The organism is Pseudomonas sp. 02C 26, assembly GCF_002843585.1.
Lineage (GTDB): Bacteria > Pseudomonadota > Gammaproteobacteria > Pseudomonadales > Pseudomonadaceae > Aquipseudomonas > Aquipseudomonas shirazensis.
This window is the reverse complement of the sequence record NZ_CP025262.1, coordinates 669719-688759: the sequence shown is the minus strand read 5'-3', so window position 1 is coordinate 688759 and position 19041 is coordinate 669719. Positions and strand designations below refer to the sequence as shown.

The window sequence follows — 19041 nt, the reverse complement described above, 5'->3', positions numbered from 1 at the left end:
CAAAAACATGAGGCTCTTGCAAAAATGAGCGCGGCGACCCCGAGACGCAGAGACCGACGCCGGCAGCCCAGACAAACAGCTTTGCAAGAGGCTCACCACAAACGAAAAAGCCCCGTCGCGTGACGGGGCTTCTCCAGCGACAGCGCGATTAGCCCGCGACGACGCTCACGTAACGGCGGTTGAATTCGCCTTTCTTCTCGAACTTGATCACGCCTTCGATCTTGGCGAACAAGGTGTGATCCTTGCCCATGCCAACGCCGTAGCCGGCGTGGAACTGGGTGCCACGCTGACGGACGATGATGTTGCCGGCCTTGATGACCTGGCCGCCATACATCTTCACGCCAAGGCGTTTCGATTCTGAGTCGCGACCGTTACGAGTACTACCACCAGCCTTCTTGTGAGCCATGGTTCAATTCTCCAAATAAATTCAGGGGATCTAGGAAATTAAGCCTGGATGCCGGTGATTTTGATCTCGGTGAACCACTGGCGGTGGCCCATACGCTTCATGTGGTGCTTACGACGACGGAACTTGATGATGCGAACCTTGTCGTGACGGCCTTGCGAGATGACCTCGGCAACCACGGTAGCGCCAGCAACAACTGGAGCACCGATGGTGACTGCGTCGCCATTGGCAACCAGCAGGACGCGATCGAAGGTCACGGATTCGCCAGTGGCGATTTCCAGTTTCTCGATCTTCAGGTATTCACCTTCAGCGACTTTGTACTGCTTGCCGCCGGTAACAATTACTGCGTAAGACATGGTATTTCTCCGATAATCCTGCTCACCCAGCTCTTTATATATTGAGTATTGGCTGGCATGGCTGCACAAGGCTGGAACGGCCCGGCGCAATTGCGTAAGGCAGGTGCTGCCCAGGAAAGTTAGGGTGCGCGATTGTACGCAACCCAGGATGGCCTTGCAAGTCCCGCCCCGGCGCGGCAGGCAGCGTGCCTTGACACACCGCAACCCTCGACCTAGCATGCCGCGCAACCCCAATGGAGCAGCCGATGCAACCCCAAACCTTCTACCGCGCGGTAGCTGATGATTTCAGCGCCGTCGACGAGATCATCAAGAAGCAGCTGACCTCGCGCGTGCCGCTGGTATCGAAGATCGGCGACTATATCACGTCGGCCGGCGGCAAACGCCTGCGGCCCTTGCTGGTACTGCTCTGCGGCAAGGCGCTGGGTCGCGAGAGCGACGACCTGCGCCTGCTGGCAGCGACCATCGAGTTCCTCCACACCGCCACCCTGCTGCACGACGATGTGGTCGACATGTCCGGCATGCGCCGTGGCCGCTCCACCGCCAACGCGCTGTGGGGCAACGCGCCGAGCGTGCTGGTGGGCGACTTCCTTTATTCGCGCTCGTTCGAAATGATGGTCGAACTGGGTTCGATGTCGGTGATGCAGATCCTCGCCAAGGCCACTCGCGTGATCGCCGAAGGCGAAGTGCTGCAGCTGTCGCGGGTGCGTGATGCGAGCACCAGCGAAGAGGTGTACATGGAAGTCATCCGCGGCAAGACCGCGATGCTCTTCGAAGCCTCGACCCACAGCGCCGCTGCGCTGGCCGGTGCCAGCGACGAGCAACGTGAAGCGCTGCGCACCTTTGGTGATCACCTTGGCGTGGCCTTCCAGCTGGTCGACGACCTGCTCGACTATCAGGGCGATTCGGAGACACTTGGCAAGAACGTCGGCGACGATCTGGCCGAAGGCAAGCCGACCCTGCCGCTGATCTACACCATGCGCGAAGGCTCGCCCGAGCAGGCCGCACTGGTGCGCAAGGCGATCCAGAAGGGTGGCCTGGAGGATCTCGAGCAGATTCGCGCTGCCGTGCACGACTCAGGCGCCCTCGCCTACACCGCGCAGATGGCCCGCGACTACGTCGCCCGCGCCATCGCCTGCCTGGAAGTACTGCCAGCCAGCGAATACCGCGATGCACTGGTCGAACTCAGCGAGTTTGCGGTAGCCCGTACTCACTAATCGGGCGCTCCAACACGGATCGCGCCAGCAGGGGGCGATGAGAGCGAATCTCATCGCCCCGCTCACCGGCAAAACCTTATACAATGTAGGCTTTTCCAGCCCTGCCAAAGGACCCGTAGTGAGCACTCTGCCTGCCTGCCCCAAATGCAATTCCGAATATACCTACGAAGACGGCACCCAGCTGATCTGCCCTGAATGCGCCCACGAGTGGTCGGCCAGCGGCGATGCCGAAGCAGCCAGCGATGACGTGGTGAAGAAGGATTCGGTCGGTAACGTCCTGCAGGACGGCGATACCATCACCGTGATCAAGGACCTCAAGGTCAAGGGCACCTCGCTGGTGGTCAAGGTCGGCACCAAGGTCAAGAACATCCGCCTGTGCGACGGCGACCATGACATCGACTGCAAGATCGACGGCATCGGCCCGATGAAGCTCAAGTCCGAGTTCGTGCGCAAGGTCTGACTTGCTCTGGTCTGGGGCTGCCCTCGGTGGCCCCGACAGATCCTGCAACAGGATCGACCGACCATTGGCGAAAAAAACCAATAGTTACTTGCTATTTTGATAATAAGAATTATTCTCATTGGAAACCGCTATCCAAGGAGAGTAGCCATGACTTATCTGATCGACGCCTGGCTGGACCGCCCCCATCCCTACCTGAGAATCCTCCACCGCGAGACCGGTGAAGTGTGCGCGGTACTTGAACAGGACGCCCTCAACGAGCTACGCGACCAGGGTGACCTGGACCTGCATGGGCTTAATTCAAGCGAGCCGGTGGTGCTCAAGGAGCTGGTACGCAATTTGTTTCTGTTCTGCTATGCACGGGCATTGCGCCCTGGCGGGACGGACTGGAACTGAAGGTCAAGCGAAAGGGCCGCACCAGGCGGCCCAGACGGTCTTACAGAACGTCGAGCAGCTCGACGTCGAACACCAGAACGCTGTGCGGCGGGATGCTGCCAACGCCTTGAGCGCCGTAAGCCAGCTCGCTCGGCACATACAGGCGCCATTTGCTGCCGGCATTCATCAGCTGCAGAGCTTCGGTCCAGCCGGCGATCACGCCACCAACCGGGAATTCAGCAGGCTGACCACGATCGTAGGAACTGTCGAATACAGTGCCGTCGATCAGGGTGCCGTGGTAGTGGGTGCGTACAGTGTCGTCGCGGCTTGGCTTGGCGCCAACACCGGCGGTCAGCACTTCGAACTGCAGGCCCGAAGCCAGGGTGGTGATGCCTTCGCGCTTGGCGTTTTCAGCCAGGAACTCGACGCCCACAGCAGCAGCGACTTCAGCCTTGGCAGCGGCTTCGGCTTGCATGATGTCGCGGATGGTCTTGAACGCAGCCGACAGGTCGGCCTCGTTCACGCGGCTTTCAACGCCATTGAAGGCGTCGGTCAGGCCGGCGACGATGGCTTCCAGGCTGACGCCTGGTGGCGGGTTGTCACGCAGCTGACCGCCGAGCTGACGGCCAATGCCGTAGCTGACGCGGGTTTCGTCGGTGGACAGAATGAGTTCGGACATTGACTTGCTCCGCAGCAGGGCGCAGTGCAGCCGCGCCCTTGATCAAAAGGGCGAGCAGCCTAGCACACTGCAGCGCAGCAGATCAGCTACCGGGCCACTGCGCACCGCAGATACACAACCGCCCGGCCGTTGGGCAACGGTCGGGCGGCATGGGCAATGCGGCAGAGCAATGCCTAGTGCTTGGTCAGCTTGTCCAGATAACCCATGACAAATGCCGAAATAACAAAGGTCATGTGGATGATCACGTACCACATCAGCTTGTCGGTGGAGATGTTCTGCGCATCCATGAACACCCGCAGCAGATGAATCGAAGAAATTGCCACGATCGACGCGGCGACTTTCATCTTCAGCGAGGTCGAGTCCATCTTGCCCAGCCAGCTGAGCTTTTCCTTGCTGTCGTCGATGTCCAGCTGCGAGACGAAGTTCTCGTAGCCAGAGATCATCACCATCACCAGCAGGCCGCCAACCAGCGACATGTCGATCAGCGACAGGATGACCAGGATCAGGTCGGCCTCACTGAGAGCGAACACATTGGGCAGCACATGCAGGACTTCTTGGAAGAACTTCAGCGCCAGCGCCAGCAGGCCAAGCGACAGACCGAAGTAGATCGGGGCAAGCAACCAACGCGATGCGTACATCGCGTTCTCGAGAAAACGTTCCATGGAGGATAAAACTCGTCAGGTGAGCGGAAAGCGATCGCGAGTATAGCCACCCACCTGTTACAGCAAAAGCCTGCGGTCGGTTGCCGCAGGGTACAAATCGCTCAAGCGGGCGGGTCAGGTTTCAGGATGAAACTGATAGTCGCCCAGATTGCGGCAGCGTTCACCGTTGATCTTGCGCAGTTGCCCTTGCAGGTGCACACACCAGATCTGCGGGTCTTCAGCGACGTGGTAACCATGCAAGGTCAGGCTGTCGACAATCGCGTTGAGCACCGACTCGGCCACCAGCGGTCCATGGAACGGCCCCTGGGCCTTGATCGCCGAGGGCTGTTCACCGGCCATGCCGGCCGCAAACAGCAGCGTCCACATGCCGTTGTCGCCAGACAGCGGACGAATGCTGCATTCAATACGAGTCACCAGGCCAAGGCACTGGCGGGTGAGGCTGAGGTTGCGCATGGCGGCGTCCCCTCCGAGGTAACCATTTCAGCCAATTACTGCAGGCTGTTTCCATCCTGAACGCTGTTGCTCTCCCTAAGTTCCAGCATAGAAGATCAACGGAAAAAGATGGAAAACCGGCGCCGAACGGTAGCACATTGCCTCCAGCGCCGTTTTTTTGACTTACGCCGGTTTAGCTTGAGCGATCATCTCCTCCATACGCTCCTTCTCAGCGTCCTTGATGTCTTCCTCGCTGATCATTTCGGCAATCTCGCTGAGCCGCTCGACCACTCGGGCGTTGACACTGCCCTCGGGGAATTCACCGTTCTCATCCGGCGTACCGGCATCGGTGCCGACCAGCAGGCTCAACGCTTCGTCCGCCTGGCTGACCGCGTAGACGTTGAACTGACCCGCCTCCACTGCCTGCAACACACGCTCATCGAGCATCAACGTGGCGACGTTGGCGCGCGGGATGATCACCCCTTGCTCGCCGGTCAGGCCGCGCGCTTCGCACAGGCGGAAGAAGCCCTCGATCTTCTCGTTGACCCCGCCAACCGCCTGCACCTCGCCAAACTGGTTGATCGAGCCGGTGATGGCGAAACACTGCTTGAGCGGCGTGCGCGACAGCGCCGAGATCAGCGTACAGGCCTCGCCCAGCGACGCACTGTCGCCATCGACATAGCCGTAGGACTGCTCAAGGGCGATGCTCGCCGAGATCGCCAGAGGGAATTCCTGGGCGTACCGGCTGCCCAGATACCCGGTTAGGATCATCACCCCCTTGGAGTGAATCGGCTGGCCCAGATTGACCTCACGCTCGATGTCGACGATACCGCTCCCCCCCGGATACACCGTGGCCGAGATCCGCGCCGGCATACCGAACGCCGAATCACCCACCTCGAGCACGGTCAGGCCGTTGCACTTGCCGATCGCCGCACCTTCTGTGTCGATCAGGATGATCCCGGCCAGCATGTCGTCGAGCACCCGCTGCGAGACGCGCCCGGTACGAGTCGCCTTGGCTTTCAGGGCCCGTTCGATATGCCCGGCATCAGTCATTTCGCCGTTGGCCAACTGGCGGATGAAGTCCGCCTCACTGACCAACTGGAACAGGTCGCCGATGCGCGCCGAGAGGCGTGACTGGTTTTCTGCCAGGCGAGCGCTGTAGGTGGCCAGACGCGCAACCGCGTCGCTGGTCAACGGCGCCATGCCCTCTTCGTTGGTGCGGGTACGCAGCAACTGGGCGAACTGCTCAAGGTTCTCGTCGACCATGGGCAGGTCTTCGTCGAAGTCGACCAGCACCCGGAACATCTCCTGGAAGTCCGAGTCATGGTCTTGCAGCGCGTAGTACAGCTGACGCGAGCCAATGATCACCAGCTTGACGTTGAGCGGGATCATCTGCGGCGCGAGGCTGACCGTGGCTACGCGGCCCAGCTCACCCAGCGGCGATTCCATCTTCAGCTTGCGCGACTGCAACGCACGCTTGAGGCCGTCCCAGACGTACGGCTCGCCGAGCATCTTCTCTGCTTCAAGGATCAGGAAGCCGCCATTGGCCCGGTGCAAGGCACCTGGACGCAGCTGGCGGTAGGAGGTGTACAGCGCGCCCTGGTCGGTGCTGTATTCAATGCGACCGAACAGATTGTCGTAGGTCGGGTGCGGCTCGAACACTACCGGCGCGCCGCCGCTGTTGGGGTGCCCGACCATCAGGCTTGGTGCGTAATACTCCTCGAGCATCTTGCGCGCGACCGGGTCGGTCTTGGCGTCATCGACCAGTTCTTCAACCACGGTGCGCAGCAGGTTCAACTGTACCGATTGCAGATAGGCGCAGACTGCTGCGTTTTCAGCGTATTTTTCCGACAGCGGTGCCAACAGCGGCTGCAGTGCCAGGGTGATGGTTTCTTCGTTGAGCTGGCGCAGTTGGTTGTTCGACTCACGCTTCCATTGCGGCAGGCTGGCAAGCTCTTCGTTGAGACGCTCTTCAAGCTGCGAAATGTCGTCGTGGAAGCGCTCGCGCACTTCGTCCGGCAACTGGGCGAACTCCGCTTCGTCCAGCGCCTTGCCGTCGCTCATCGGCGTGAAGGCAACGTTGCTGGCGTCGCGGTACAGGGCCACGTCCTTTTCCAGCGAGGCGCGTTCGATAACGTCCAGGGCACGGTCGTAGCGCTGGTTGAAGGCGCGGTCGATGGCGCTTTTTTTCTGCTGGTAGGACGGGTGCTCGAACACTGCCGGGAAGGTCGCCAGCAGGTTGTCGATCAAACCGTTCATGTCACTGATGAACTCGCCGGCAGTGCCCGACGGCAGCTCCAGCGCACGCGGCTCGCGCATGTCCTCGAAGTTGTTGACGTAGACCCAGTCAGCCGGCGTCTTCTGGCGCTTGCCCTCGGCGCGCAGGTAGCGTTTGACGAAAGAGAAGCGACCGGTACCCGGCTCGCCCATGACAAACACGTTGTAACCAGGGCGCGGCATGGCCACACCGAATTGCAGGGCCTCGACAGCACGTTCCTGGCCCAGAACGCCGCGAAACGGTTCCAGATCGTCAGTATTGGTGAAAGCAAACTGCTCAGGAGAAAAACGCCGGGTCAGGGCTTCAGGCGCAAGACGCAGGCGCGCAGCGACAGGATCGGGCATTGGGTTTCCTTACTTCGGCGGGGCGATGAAAGCATTCTGGCGCTGCCTGACCGCACGTTGCAAGGCTCACCGGGACTTTATGTCGCAGCCAACCTCTGGCAATTACTCATGCAATTTTTTGTAATAAGCCACGCAACCTTTGGATCGTGCCTAAACTCCAACATTGCGCGGGGTAGCATTATGCTGTTCCGAGCTGGCAAGGAATTGCCAGAACCCCTGACCATTGGTAAGTCTACTAAGAAAGAGAACGAAGCTATGAAACGGATTCTTCTGGGTACTCTGTTCACCGCAATCTCGATCAACGCCATGGCAGAAGCGCCTGGTGGCCCGAACTGCGGCTGGGGCAACATGCTGTTTGAAGGCCAGCGCGGGACTCCTGCTCACTTCCTGGCTTCCACCACCAACGGTACTTCCGGCAACGCCACCTTCGGCATGACCTCGGGCACCAACGGTTGCTCGACCAAGGCCTCGCTGACCTACGGCGGCAAGTCCTGGTTCGCCATGAACGGCATGATGAACGAGCTTTCCGAAGACATGGCGCAAGGCCAGGGCGAAGCTCTGACCACCTACGCCGTGGTTCTCGGCGTTGCACCTGAAGATCGCGCGCACTTCGCCGCGGTTACCCACCAGCACTTCGGCGAGATCTTCAACAGCGCCGACGCCACTGCTGAAACCGTGCACAACAACACCCTCGCGGTGCTCAAAAGCGACCCGCAACTGGCCAAGTACGCTACCGAGGCTTGAGTCCGGCCCTTCCCGCCCCTCACCGGGGCGGGACTGGCATCATCATCGGCATCCTTCAAGAAGTAGTTGCCCGACATGCTCAAACGCCTTGCCCTTCTGGCTCTGCTTGGCAGCGCCCAGCTCAACGCTGCACCCCACGTCGACCCTGCGCGCCTGCAACAGCTGGCGGCCACGCCCTACTGGATTGCCCTCGGCCACTACGAGACCGGCAAACTGGGCGGTTGGCGCAGTTATGTCGACGATGCCAAATTCTTCCTCGCCGAAGACGGCGGGCACCATCCCGACCGCGAACTGGCGGCCACTGTACAAGCGTTGTACGCCCCGGCCGGCCTCGGCGACAAGCACGCCCAATGCGTCTACCCCGCGCGCACCCGCTGGCTGCGTGAGCAACTCGACCTGCAAGACCTGCCGCAGCCCGACTGCGCCGAATTCCGCCAGTGGTATCAGTCGGTAGACCCGCACAGCGCAGTACTGATATTCCCCGCGGCTTACCTGAACAGCCCGTCGTCGATGTTCGGCCATACCCTGCTGCGTATCGACCAGGCCAAGACCCGCGACGACGACACCACCCTGCTCAGCTACGCGATCAACTTCGGTGCCTACATCGAAGGCAGCGACAACAGCATTCTCTATGCCTGGAAAGGCCTGGCAGGCGGCTACCCCGGGTTATTCGCCCTGATGCCGTACCAGGAGAAGTTGTCCGAGTATCGCAGCCTGGAAAACCGCGACCTGTGGGAGTACCAGCTGGACCTGACGCCGACCGAGACCGGGCGCATGGTCGAACACGTGTGGGAACTCAAACAGGTCCAGTTCGACTATTTCTTCTTTGACGAAAACTGCTCGTATCGCCTGCTCGAACTGCTGCAGGTCGCCCGCCCCGGGCTGGACCTGACCTCGCAGTTCCCGCTGACCGCGATCCCTACCGACACGGTCAAGGCAGTCAAGCAATCCGGGCTGGTTTCCAGTGTTCGCTACCGGCCCTCGCGTGAACGTGAACTGCTGGCCCGCGCAGATTCGCTCGATCATCAGGAAAAACAGCAAGTGCTGGCCATCAGCGCCGACACCGCGCAGCTGCAGAGCGCCGAATTCAACGCCCTGCCCAAGCCGCGTCAGGCCCTGGTGCAAGACGCCGCCTACCGCCTCGAGCGCTATCGCGCCAACGGCCAGGAACGCGACCCGGCTCAGGCCAAGCGCAGTTTCGAGCTGCTGCAGGCAATCAACCGTAATCCACCTGAGCCACTCGAAGTAGAACGCCCGGGCCTGCCTGAAAACGGCCACCAGTCGCGCACCTGGCAGGTTGGCGTTGGCACCCGTGAAGACCGCGCCTTTGCCGAGTACGGCCTGCGCATGGCTTACCACGACCTCAACGACAACGCCTACGGCTTCCCACTCGGCGCGCAGATCGAGATTCTCCAACTCAAGCTGCGCCAGTACGAAGGCAACGACTGGCAGGTACAGCAACTCGACCTCGCCACCATCCGCTCCCTGACGCCGCGCAACGAGCTGCTCAAACCGCTGTCGTGGCAGGTTGCCGGTGGCCTTGAGCGGGTACCGGGCAAGCATGACGATGAGGTGCTGGTCAGCCACGTCAACGGCGGCGCCGGCGGCACCTGGCAGTTGGCCGACGGCTTGCTCGGCTTTGCCTTGGGCACGGTACGGGTCGAACACCACAACGACTTTGCCGAGTTCATCAGCCCGGCTGCAGGCTTCAATGGTGGCCTGCTCTGGCGCAATGGGCTGGGCAACATGACCGTCGAAGCCAAGGGCGATTACTTCACCAATGGCGAAGTGCGCCGCAGCCTCAGCCTCAATCAGCAGTGGGAAATCAGCCAGGACCTGGGCCTGCGCCTGAGCGCCAAGCGTGAATACAGCCACCTGGCCACTGCGCAAAACGAGGTGATGCTCGAGTTGAAGTGGTACCACTACTGATGCAGCCAGCCCCGGTCTGAGCGCATAGGGTTGCGTTCAGGCCGGGTTTGGCCGTAAAGCAATCCAACATTGTTTTGACATCAGCGCGACAATCCGGCGCCTAGACTCTCTCTATTACGTGGAGGTCTGGCACATGTCGCGGTACTGGCTTGGAATCGGAATAGCATTGTTGCTCACGGGCTGCCAGTCAGCTCACGAGCAGATGATCGAGCACGGCTATCCGCCCGCCTACGCCGATGGTTACGGCGACGGCTGCAGCAGCGGCCGCCAGGCGGCGGGCTTGATGGTCGGGGACTTTCGCAAGAACGTGCCGCGTTATCTCGCCGAGCGCCAGTATGAAACCGGATGGGACGATGGCTTTCGGCAGTGCCAGAGCATGCAGGCCAATCAGGATTTGCGTGACTACCGCGAACACTACTGGAACGAGCGTGACCGCGACTGGGAGCAGGAAAAGGATCGCGACACCGCGCGGGCCTACCGTCATAACTAAGCCCCGAACTGCCTTCAACTGAAACGACCAGCCTGTGGCAGAGGTCTCATGCCTGAGGAGGGCCGAGCATGAGCCGAGCATTTGTCAACGAAGACCACGCCGCCGCCCAGGCCGAACAGCCGGTTGAGCGGCGGGTCAGCGAGCAACCCAACTACGTCACCGCTGCTGGCCTGCGCTTGCTGCAGCAGCGCGTGGCCGCGCTGAACGCCCAGCGAGAGCAACTGCTGGCAGAGGGTGAGCGGGCCGACAAGCAGCAGGTGGCAAATACCCAAAGCGAACTGCGTTACTTCGCCGCGCGCGTGCAGAGCGCACAGGTGGTGCCACCGGCGACCTCCGAGCAGAAGGTGCAGATTGGCAGCGGCGTGATGTTTATCGATGAGGATGAGCAACAACACAGCGTGCAGTTGGTCGGCGAGGATCAAGCAGACGCCAGGCAGGGCCTGATCAACTGGGGTTCGCCATTGGGGCGCGCATTACTAGGCGCGGCGCCGGGGGATGAAGTCCTGTGGCGGCGCCCGGCCGGGGACCAGATGATCGTTATTACCGCCATAACGCCGGACGCTGGGTAGGAGCGGCCTTGTGTCGCGAAAGGCCCGCACAGCGGGCCCAGCAATTCAGCGGCGTTGTATAGATCCCGGGGCCGCTACGCGACCCTTTCGCGACACAAGGCCGCTCCTACACAAGCGTATGTCAGACCACGCCTTGCGCCAGCATCGCGTCAGCGACTTTGACGAAGCCGGCGATGTTGGCGCCTTTGACGTAGTTGACCTTACCGTCGGCTTCTTCGCCGTAATGCACGCAAGCATGGTGGATCGACTGCATGATGTTGTGCAGCTTGCTGTCCACTTCACCCGCGGTCCACAGCAGGCGCATGGCGTTCTGCGACATTTCCAGGCCGCTGACGGCAACGCCGCCGGCGTTCGAAGCCTTACCCGGGGCATACAGAATGCCCGCGTCGATGAAGATATCCACAGCCTCGAGCGTGGTCGGCATGTTGGCGCCTTCTGCCACACAGATACAGCCGTTGCGCAGCAGAGTCTGCGCGTCTTCGGCTCCCAGCTCATTCTGAGTAGCACATGGCAGGGCGATGTCGCAGGCCAGGGTCCATGGAGTTTGCCCCTTGCGGAACTCCAGGCCGAACTGGCTGGCCAGCTCGCTGATACGCCCACGCTTGACGTTTTTCAGCTCCATCAATGCATCCCACTGGGCATCGTTCAGGCCAGCTTCGCAGTACAGCGTGCCTTCCGAGTCGGACAGCGAGATGACCTTGCCGCCCAGGTCCATGACCTTGCGCGCTGCATACTGAGCCACGTTGCCGGAGCCGGAGATGGCCACCCGGCGACCGTCGATACGCAGGCCCTGACGCTTGAGCATTTCTTCAGCGAAGTACACGCAGCCGTAGCCGGTCGCTTCCGGGCGGATCAGGCTGCCGCCGTAGGTCATGCCTTTGCCGGTCAGCACCGAGGTGAACTGGTTGGCCAGGCGCTTGTACTGGCCGAACATGAAGCCGATCTCGCGTGCACCCACGCCGATATCACCGGCCGGCACGTCGCAATCAGCACCAATGTGGCGGTACAGCTCGCTCATGAAGGCCTGGCAGAAGCGCATCACTTCAGCGTCGCTCTTGCCCTTTGGATCGAAGTCCGAGCCGCCCTTGCCGCCGCCCATGGGCAGCGAGGTCAGAGAGTTCTTGAAGGTCTGCTCGAAGGCGAGGAACTTGAGCACGCTGAGGTTGACCGAGCGATGGAAGCGCAAGCCGCCTTTGTAGGGGCCGATGGCGCTGTTCATCTGGATGCGGTAGCCGCGGTTGACCTGGACCTTGCCCTGATCATCGACCCAGGAGACACGGAACAGAATCGCGCGCTCAGGCTCGACGATACGCTCGAGAATGCCGGCTTGCAGGTAGTGGGGGTTGGCCTCGAGGAAGGGCCAAAGCGTACGCAGTACCTCTTCCACCGCCTGGTGGAATTCGGGTTGGCCTGGGTCACGCTGCTGCAGGCGCGCGAGGAAATCGTCGACGGATTCGATCATGCTAGACATCTCACCAAGAGAGGGTTGGACTTATATTTTTTCCCGACTCTATCAAGAACCGCTCGCACTGCAACAGGGCGAAATGTCGTTTTTTTGAAATAAATTGGTGCGTTTTATATAAATGTATACAAACAACCACACGGAATGCTCGTGAAATCAGCCTGACCGGCGTTCAGGCAGGCACAAAAAAGGGGCCCCACGGAGCCCCAATTTCGTGCAGCGGATGAAGCGGTTACTGCACCAGCTTCTTGTGGCGAACACGGTGCGGCTGGGCCGCTGCATCGCCGAGGCGTTTCTTGCGATCAGCTTCGTACTCGGTGTAGTTACCTTCGAAGAACAGCACGTTGGAGTCGTCTTCGTAGGCAAGGATGTGCGTGGCGACACGGTCCAGGAACCACCGATCGTGAGAGATCACGATGGCTGCGCCTGGGAAGTCGAGCAGCGCTTCCTCCAGCGAACGCAGGGTTTCGACGTCGAGGTCGTTGGACGGTTCGTCGAGCAGCAGGACGTTGCCGCCTTCTTTCAAGGTCAGCGCCAGGTGCAGACGGCCACGCTCACCACCGGAGAGGTCCTTGACGAACTTCTGCTGATCCCCGCCCTTGAAGTTGAAGCGACCAACATAGGTACGCGCCGGGATCTCATAGTTGCCGATGCGGATCTGGTCGGAGCCGTCGGAAATCTGCTGGAATACCGACTTGCTGCCGTCGAGGTCTTCGCGGCTCTGGTCAACACAGGCCAGCTGCACGGTTTCGCCGATCTCGATGGTGCCCGAGTCCGGTTGCTCTTTGCCCATCAGCATGCGGAACAGGGTCGACTTACCGGCACCGTTACCGCCGATCACGCCAACGATGGCGCCTTTAGGCATGGCGAATGAGAGGTTCTCGATCAGCACACGATCGCCATAGCTCTTGCTGACGTTCTTGAACTCGATGACCTTGTCGCCCAGACGTGGACCGGCCGGGATATAGATCTCGTTGGTCTCGCTGCGCTTCTGGAATTCCTGCGACTGCATTTCTTCGAAGCGTGCCAGACGGGCCTTGGACTTGGACTGGCGGGCCTTGGCGCCTTTGCGCACCCACTCCAGTTCTTCCTTCATGGCTTTTTCGTGAGCGCTCTGCTGCTTGGACTCTTGCGCCAGACGGTCCGACTTGGCTTCCAGCCAGCCCGAATAGTTGCCTTCGTACGGGATACCGGCGCCGCGGTCGAGCTCGAGGATCCAGCCGGCAACGTTGTCGAGGAAGTACCGGTCGTGGGTAATCGCGACCACGGTGCCCGGGAAGTCGTGCAGGAAGCGCTCGAGCCAGGCCACCGAATCAGCATCCAGGTGGTTGGTTGGTTCGTCGAGCAGGAGCATGTCGGGGGCCGACAGCAGCAGGCGGCACAGAGCGACGCGGCGTTTTTCACCACCGGAGAGGTGCTCGACCTTGGCATCCCATGCCGGCAGACGCAGGGCATCGGCAGCGACTTCGAGCTGACGCTCGAGGTTGTGGCCGTCGGCGGCCTGCAGGATCGACTCGAGCTTGGCCTGTTCGGCAGCCAGCTTGTCGAAGTCGGCATCCGGTTCGGCGTAGGCAGCGTAGACCTCGTCCAGGCGCGCCTGGGCGTCCTTGATCACGCTGACCGCTTCCTCGACCACTTCACGCACGGTCTTGGTTGGGTCCAGCTGCGGCTCCTGAGGCAGGTAGCCGACGTTCAGTTCAGGCATCGGACGGGCTTCACCGTCGAACTCTTTGTCGACGCCAGCCATGATCTTCAGCAAAGTCGATTTGCCCGAACCGTTGAGGCCGAGCACGCCGATCTTGGCGCCGGGGAAGAACGACAGCGAAATGTTCTTCAGGATTTCGCGCTTCGGCGGCACGACCTTGCTCAGCCGATGCATGGTGTAGACGTATTGAGCCAAAACCAAGCCCTCTATAGATAGGTGAAGACATCCGAACTACCCGGCTGATGCCAGGGGGATGTGCTTACAGGGTGTCAGTGAACAAAGGCGACCATTCTACGCCAACTGCAGGCGTTGGCCAGATGTCAGGGCTTGAGGTGCAGGGGCTGCTTTGCAGCCCCAATCACACAGCTGTCAAGCCAGCAGCCTCAACCACGCCGCTGCTTGGCCTGCTTGCCTCGCGGCGGGCGATTGCCGGCCTGCTTGACCAGCTGCGCCGCCCAGGCGGCCTTGGCATTGAAGCTGGCCGCAGGCGCTGGCTGGCTCGACACTGGCTGCTTGAGCACAGACGCCAGCGCAGGGTTGACCTGCGGCGTGGCCAGCGAAGGTGCCGCTACAGGCAACACCACCGAGGCGACCGCAAAACCAGGCTCACTGGCAGCCTTGGCAGCCTTCGCCGACTTGCGCAGCTCAGCCAGGGACGGGCTCTTGCGCACCACTGCCGCGTTGGCATCAGGTTTGACCAGCGAGCGCTGGCAGGATTTACATGAAACGGCATCGGCCACACCGGTGCTGACCAGGGTCTGGCTGCTGCGCCCGCAGGCGGAATCGAGGCCGTTGAGGGAATAGTGGGTAACCAAAACCGTACATCTCCAGAAGCATAAACAGTCGAGCGGCAGGCATTCTCGCACAGCCAGCCTGGGGTTGCCGAACCGGACCCGATCAACGCATCGGCGACAGGCTGAATGCGGAGCTGGCACTTCGCCACAATTGCAGGCATGCTAGCCGCCTTCATGTGTCCACAACTATAAGTGCGCGCCACTCCAGGCTCAGGCACGACCCATGCATGTGCGCCCCTGCCGTCGCCGCCCAATTGCAGGACCATCGCTTGACCAATCTCAACCAACCGCCCGTTTTGCGCCCTGCTCCCACTTCGAGCAGTGTATCCCTGCGCGGCTCGCTCAAGGGCGCGCTGGCCATGCTTGCGCTGGTTTTGCTGGGCTTGCTGCTGTGGCAGCTGTTCGCGCAGTTCCGCCATACCCAGGCTGAAATGCGCGAACACACGGTTGTCGCCAGTGCCAAATTGGCCGACAACCTCAACCTGAATCTGGCGCTCAAGGCTCAGCAAGCGCTGAACCTGGTCCAGCCCTACGTCAAAGCGCCGACGCCTGAAGCATTGCCGTCGCTGCTGCAAACCCTGCAGACGCGCCTGCCTAGCCTGCGCCATGTGGCCTGGTTGAACCAGAATGGCCAGGTCGTGGCCGACAGCCTGGTCGGCAGCCCTGACCGCCAGTTGATTGACGAGTTGCTGCAATTGAATCGCGGCCGCAGCCATTTCTTTGCCAATGCTGCGGACAACGGCACGATCTATCTGCTGCTGCGGCAAACGCCGGAACAAGGCGTCGGGTATTGGCTGCTGCGTCTGAGCCCTGACTATTACCCGGCGCTGACCGAGCATCTGGACGGCCCTGACCACCCGCTCTGGCTGCTGGAAAGCAGCCGCGACGGTGCGGTGCTGGAGCGCCATGAGCCCGCCGCTTCCAGCGGTGAACCGCTACAAAGCGTGATGCTCGCCTTCCTCGATAACAGTACCTGGCAACTGCGCGGCCTGTATGACGAAGGCCTGACTCGCCAGCAACTGCTGCTGCCAATGCTGGGCAAGTGCCTGTTGGTGCTGATCTGTGCGTTGCTGCCGTTGCTGGCACTGATCAACATGCGCCGGCGCCAGCGCGCGCTGCAGGAAGACCGCCGCCGCTATCACGAGATTTTCGAAGGCACCGGGGTTGCCCTGTGCGTGCTCGACCTGTCGAGCCTGCCCGGTCAGCTCGACCGCTATCACCTGCGCAACCTGGCTGCACTGAGGCAGAGCCTGGCGCTGGAACCAAACCTGCGCCGCTCGTTGCTGCAGGAGCTGAAAATCACCGAGATCAACCAGGTGGCGCGCCAGTTGCTCAGTGTCGAATGCCACGAAGGCGCCTGGCAGCGCCTGATCGAGGCGTCCGGGCATGGCCGCGAGAGCGTCGGCATGCAGTTGATCGACGCCCTGATCGAACAGCGCGGCGTGCTTGAACTGGAAGTCTGCCTGCCGGCGCCACTGGGAGGCGACCTGCACCTGTGGCTGATGGTGCGCCTGCCACAGCAACGCCGCGATTATCAGGCGGTGATCCTCAGCATCAGCGATATCACCAGCCGCAAGCAGGTCGAGTTGTCGCTGCTGGAGCGCGAAAGCTTCTGGTCGGACGTGGTCCGTACCGTGCCCGATCAGCTCTACGTGCAGGACGTGGCCAGCCAGCGGATGATCTTCAGCAACCGGCATCTGGGCCAGACCCTGGGCTACAACCGCGCCGAGCTGGCGCAGATGGGCGAGCGCTTCTGGGAGCTGTTGCTGCACCCCGAAGACGCCGCGCACTATCGCAGCCAGCTGCAGTTGCAACGCGACAGCGGCCACCGCGATGCGCTGCACTGCCAGTTGCGCTTCCGCCACCATGACGGCGGCTGGCGTTGCTATGACATCCGCGAGCAGGTGCTGACCCGCGACAACGATGGCCAGGTCACGCGCATCGTCGGCGTCGGCAAGGACGTCACCGTACAGATCGAGGCCAGCGCGTCGCTGCGTGACAGCGAGCAACGCTACCGCATGCTCGCCGAGAGCATCAGCGACGTGATCTTCTCCACCGACAGCCGCTTGCTGCTCAATTACGTCAGCCCGTCGGTGCGCGCGGTGCTCGGCTATGAGGCAGAGTGGATATTCGCCAATGGCTGGCAGTCGGTGGTCGCCAACCCGGCCCAGTTGAGCGGTGTCTACAGCTTGATGGAGCAGGTCAGCAAAGCGATCGATGACCGCGCGCAACTGGCCCTGCTGCGCACCGAGCTGCCGACCCAGCTGTTCCTGTTCGACTGCCTGCGCGCCGATGGCCGCAAGATCCCGATTGAGCTGCGCCTGGTACTGGTGTGGGATGAGCACGAGCGCTTCGAGGGCATCCTTGGGGTCGGCCGCGACATCAGCCAGCAACGCCGTGCAGAAAAAGACCTGCGCATGGCGGCAACGGTATTCGAGCACTCGACCTCGGCGATTCTGATCACCGACCCGGCCGGCTACATCGTTCAGGCCAACGACGCCTTCAGCCGGGTCAGTGGTTATGCGGTCAGCGAAGTGCTCGACCAACTGCCACGCCTGCTCACCGTCGAGGACCAGCAGGAATCGCACCTGCGTTACGTACTCAAGCAACTCAACCAGCGCGGCAGCTGGGAGGGCGAAGTCTGGCTCAAACGCCGTGACGGCGAGCATTACCCGGCCTGGGTCGGCATCACCGCGGTGCTCGACGACGAGGGCGACCTGGCCAGCTACGTGTGTTTCTTCACCGATATCAGTGAGCGCAAGGCCAGCGAACAGCGCATTCACCGCCTGGCCTATTACGACGCCCTGACCCACCTGCCCAACCGCACCCTGTTCCAGGATCGCCTGTACACGGCGCTGCAGCAGGCCGAGCGGCACAAGTCGTGGGTGGTGCTGATGTTCCTCGACCTGGACCGCTTCAAGCCGATCAACGACTCGCTCGGCCACGCCGCCGGCGACCGCATGCTCAAGGACATGGCCCAGCGCCTGCTCGAGTGCGTCGATGACGACGACACCGTAGCGCGCATGGGCGGCGACGAATTCACACTGCTGCTGCAGCCGCGCGCCAGCCGCGAGCAGGCCCTGAACCGCGCCATTCATGTTGCCGAGAGCATTCTTGGCAGCCTGGTGCGGCCGTTCGTACTGGAGAACCGCGAGTTCTTCGTCACCGCCAGTATCGGCATCGCCCTGAGCCCGCAGGATGGCAGCGAACTCAGCCAGCTGATGAAAAACGCCGACACCGCCATGTACCACGCCAAGGAGCGCGGCAAGAACAACTTCCAGTTCTACCAGACCGAGATGAACGCCAGTGCCCTCGAGCGCCTGGAACTGGAAAGCGATTTGCGCCATGCCCTCGAACAGAACGAATTCATCCTCTATTACCAGCCGCAATTCAGTGGCGACGGCAAACGCCTGACCGGCGCCGAAGCGCTGCTGCGCTGGCGCCACCCACGCCGCGGGCTGGTGCCGCCGGGCGATTTCATCCCGGTGCTGGAAGAGGTCGGGCTGGTGGTGGATGTCGGTGACTGGGTGTTGCGCGAGTCGTGCCGCCAGCTCAAGGCCTGGCATCAGGCCAAGGTGCGCGTACCGAAAGTGTCGGTGAACATCTCGGCGCGGCAGTTCTCCGACGGCCAGTTGGGCACGCGCATCGCGACCATTCTTGAAGAAACCGGGCTGCCGCCGGCGTGCCTGGAGCTGGAGCTGACCGAAAGCATCCTGATGCGCGAAGTGCATGAGGCCATGCAGATTCTCGACAGCCTGAAAAACCTTGGCCTAAGCATCGCCGTGGATGACTTCGGCACTGGCTACTCATCGCTCAACTACCTGAAGCAGTTCCCCATCGATGTGCTCAAGATCGACCGCACCTTCGTCGACGGCTTGCCCTCCGGCGAGCAAGATGCGCAGATCGCCCGGGCGATCATCGCCATGGCCCACAGCCTCAACCTGGCGGTGATCGCCGAGGGTGTCGAAACCCACGAGCAGCTGGAGTTTCTGCGCGAGCACGACTGCGACGAAGTGCAGGGCTACCTGTTCGGCCGGCCAATGCCGCCGCAGCAGTTCGAAGCGCAGTTCAGCAACGAGACGCTGTTCATGTTCCAGTGAGCCGAGCGGCATGTCCGCCCGGTCATTTTACGACGTGAATGGCATTGG

17 protein-coding genes are annotated in these 19041 nt (G+C 61.6%); 8 read left to right on the top strand and 9 right to left on the bottom strand.

Annotated elements, in window-relative coordinates; translation table 11 throughout:
- Nucleotides 1-148: 148 nt before the first annotated feature.
- Nucleotides 149-406 (bottom strand): 50S ribosomal protein L27, encoded by a 258-nt coding sequence (gene rpmA, locus CXQ80_RS03160; protein ID WP_101316402.1) that lies wholly within the window; start codon nucleotides 404-406, stop codon nucleotides 149-151.
- Between the two features lie 38 nt (nucleotides 407-444).
- Nucleotides 445-759, bottom strand: coding sequence for a 50S ribosomal protein L21 (gene rplU / locus CXQ80_RS03155; RefSeq protein WP_101316400.1), 315 nt, complete (start codon nucleotides 757-759; stop codon nucleotides 445-447).
- Between the two features lie 245 nt (nucleotides 760-1004).
- Between rplU and CXQ80_RS03150 the strand changes: the two genes are divergently transcribed.
- From CXQ80_RS03150 to CXQ80_RS03140, 3 genes are all read left to right on the top strand, one after another.
- A complete protein-coding gene (locus CXQ80_RS03150; protein WP_101316398.1) occupies nucleotides 1005-1973 on the top strand; it encodes a polyprenyl synthetase family protein in 969 nt (322 codons plus the stop codon).
- Nucleotides 1974-2091: 118 nt separating this feature from the next.
- Nucleotides 2092-2433: a zinc ribbon domain-containing protein YjdM gene (locus CXQ80_RS03145; protein ID WP_101316396.1), complete on the top strand. Its 342-nt coding sequence runs from the start codon at nucleotides 2092-2094 to the stop codon at nucleotides 2431-2433.
- Between the two features lie 147 nt (nucleotides 2434-2580).
- Nucleotides 2581-2826, top strand: a complete 246-nt coding sequence (locus CXQ80_RS03140) for a hypothetical protein (RefSeq protein ID WP_101316394.1) — start codon at nucleotides 2581-2583, stop codon at nucleotides 2824-2826.
- A gap of 40 nt (nucleotides 2827-2866) precedes the next feature.
- Here CXQ80_RS03140 and CXQ80_RS03135 read toward each other — a convergent pair whose 3' ends face one another.
- From CXQ80_RS03135 to CXQ80_RS03120, 4 genes are all read right to left on the bottom strand, one after another.
- Nucleotides 2867-3484 (bottom strand): FKBP-type peptidyl-prolyl cis-trans isomerase, encoded by a 618-nt coding sequence (locus tag CXQ80_RS03135; protein ID WP_101316392.1) that lies wholly within the window; start codon nucleotides 3482-3484, stop codon nucleotides 2867-2869.
- A 173-nt stretch (nucleotides 3485-3657) separates the two neighbouring features.
- Nucleotides 3658-4146: a TIGR00645 family protein gene (locus CXQ80_RS03130; RefSeq protein ID WP_101316390.1), complete on the bottom strand. Its 489-nt coding sequence runs from the start codon at nucleotides 4144-4146 to the stop codon at nucleotides 3658-3660.
- A gap of 114 nt (nucleotides 4147-4260) precedes the next feature.
- On the bottom strand, nucleotides 4261-4599 hold the full coding sequence (locus CXQ80_RS03125) for a hypothetical protein (protein WP_101316388.1): 339 nt from the start codon (nucleotides 4597-4599) through the stop codon (nucleotides 4261-4263).
- A gap of 162 nt (nucleotides 4600-4761) precedes the next feature.
- Entirely contained in the window at nucleotides 4762-7200 is a 2439-nt protein-coding gene (locus CXQ80_RS03120; RefSeq protein ID WP_101316386.1) for a Lon protease family protein, read from the bottom strand.
- Nucleotides 7201-7455: 255 nt separating this feature from the next.
- Here CXQ80_RS03120 and CXQ80_RS03115 point away from each other — a divergent pair, with 255 nt between their 5' ends.
- The 4 genes from CXQ80_RS03115 (at nucleotide 7456) to CXQ80_RS03100 (ending at nucleotide 10932) form a co-directional block, all read left to right on the top strand.
- Entirely contained in the window at nucleotides 7456-7944 is a 489-nt protein-coding gene (locus CXQ80_RS03115; RefSeq protein ID WP_101316383.1) for a DUF3015 domain-containing protein, read from the top strand.
- A 75-nt stretch (nucleotides 7945-8019) separates the two neighbouring features.
- Nucleotides 8020-9873 (top strand): DUF4105 domain-containing protein, encoded by a 1854-nt coding sequence (locus tag CXQ80_RS03110; RefSeq protein ID WP_101316381.1) that lies wholly within the window; start codon nucleotides 8020-8022, stop codon nucleotides 9871-9873.
- Between the two features lie 133 nt (nucleotides 9874-10006).
- Entirely contained in the window at nucleotides 10007-10363 is a 357-nt protein-coding gene (locus CXQ80_RS03105) for a hypothetical protein (protein ID WP_101316379.1), read from the top strand.
- A gap of 68 nt (nucleotides 10364-10431) precedes the next feature.
- Nucleotides 10432-10932, top strand: coding sequence for a GreA/GreB family elongation factor (locus tag CXQ80_RS03100; RefSeq protein WP_101316377.1), 501 nt, complete (start codon nucleotides 10432-10434; stop codon nucleotides 10930-10932).
- 121 nt (nucleotides 10933-11053) lie between these two features.
- Here the strand turns inward: CXQ80_RS03100 and gdhA are convergent, their stop codons facing one another.
- The 3 genes from gdhA to CXQ80_RS03085 form a co-directional block, all read right to left on the bottom strand.
- Nucleotides 11054-12394, bottom strand: a complete 1341-nt coding sequence (gdhA, locus tag CXQ80_RS03095) for an NADP-specific glutamate dehydrogenase (protein ID WP_101316375.1) — start codon at nucleotides 12392-12394, stop codon at nucleotides 11054-11056.
- A gap of 232 nt (nucleotides 12395-12626) precedes the next feature.
- Nucleotides 12627-14294, bottom strand: a complete 1668-nt coding sequence (gene ettA, locus CXQ80_RS03090) for an energy-dependent translational throttle protein EttA (protein ID WP_101316373.1) — start codon at nucleotides 14292-14294, stop codon at nucleotides 12627-12629.
- Nucleotides 14295-14482: 188 nt separating this feature from the next.
- Nucleotides 14483-14914 carry a hypothetical protein gene (locus CXQ80_RS03085; RefSeq protein WP_101316371.1) on the bottom strand — a complete coding sequence of 144 codons (432 nt, stop codon included), beginning with the start codon at nucleotides 14912-14914 and terminating at the stop codon, nucleotides 14483-14485.
- Nucleotides 14915-15162: 248 nt separating this feature from the next.
- On the opposite strand from CXQ80_RS03085, the gene CXQ80_RS03080 reads away from it, so the two are divergent.
- A complete protein-coding gene (locus CXQ80_RS03080) occupies nucleotides 15163-18993 on the top strand; it encodes a bifunctional diguanylate cyclase/phosphodiesterase (protein WP_178080742.1) in 3831 nt (1276 codons plus the stop codon).
- Nucleotides 18994-19041: the final 48 nt, after the last annotated feature.

Excerpts from the sequence above, each read along its gene's own strand:
- CXQ80_RS03115 (WP_101316383.1), top strand. The coding sequence starts at position 7,456 with ATGAAACGGATTCTTCTGGGTACTCTGTTCACCGCAATCTCGATCAAC.
- CXQ80_RS03125 (WP_101316388.1), bottom strand. The coding sequence starts at position 4,599 with ATGCGCAACCTCAGCCTCACCCGCCAGTGCCTTGGCCTGGTGACTCGT.
- CXQ80_RS03130 (WP_101316390.1), bottom strand. The coding sequence starts at position 4,146 with ATGGAACGTTTTCTCGAGAACGCGATGTACGCATCGCGTTGGTTGCTT.
- CXQ80_RS03140 (WP_101316394.1), top strand. The coding sequence starts at position 2,581 with ATGACTTATCTGATCGACGCCTGGCTGGACCGCCCCCATCCCTACCTG.
- CXQ80_RS03110 (WP_101316381.1), top strand. The coding sequence starts at position 8,020 with ATGCTCAAACGCCTTGCCCTTCTGGCTCTGCTTGGCAGCGCCCAGCTC.
- CXQ80_RS03135 (WP_101316392.1), bottom strand. The coding sequence starts at position 3,484 with ATGTCCGAACTCATTCTGTCCACCGACGAAACCCGCGTCAGCTACGGC.
- CXQ80_RS03120 (WP_101316386.1), bottom strand. The coding sequence starts at position 7,200 with ATGCCCGATCCTGTCGCTGCGCGCCTGCGTCTTGCGCCTGAAGCCCTG.
- CXQ80_RS03105 (WP_101316379.1), top strand. The coding sequence starts at position 10,007 with ATGTCGCGGTACTGGCTTGGAATCGGAATAGCATTGTTGCTCACGGGC.
- rplU (WP_101316400.1), bottom strand. The coding sequence starts at position 759 with ATGTCTTACGCAGTAATTGTTACCGGCGGCAAGCAGTACAAAGTCGCT.
- gdhA (WP_101316375.1), bottom strand. The coding sequence starts at position 12,394 with ATGATCGAATCCGTCGACGATTTCCTCGCGCGCCTGCAGCAGCGTGAC.
- rpmA (WP_101316402.1), bottom strand. The coding sequence starts at position 406 with ATGGCTCACAAGAAGGCTGGTGGTAGTACTCGTAACGGTCGCGACTCA.
- CXQ80_RS03100 (WP_101316377.1), top strand. The coding sequence starts at position 10,432 with ATGAGCCGAGCATTTGTCAACGAAGACCACGCCGCCGCCCAGGCCGAA.
- CXQ80_RS03150 (WP_101316398.1), top strand. The coding sequence starts at position 1,005 with ATGCAACCCCAAACCTTCTACCGCGCGGTAGCTGATGATTTCAGCGCC.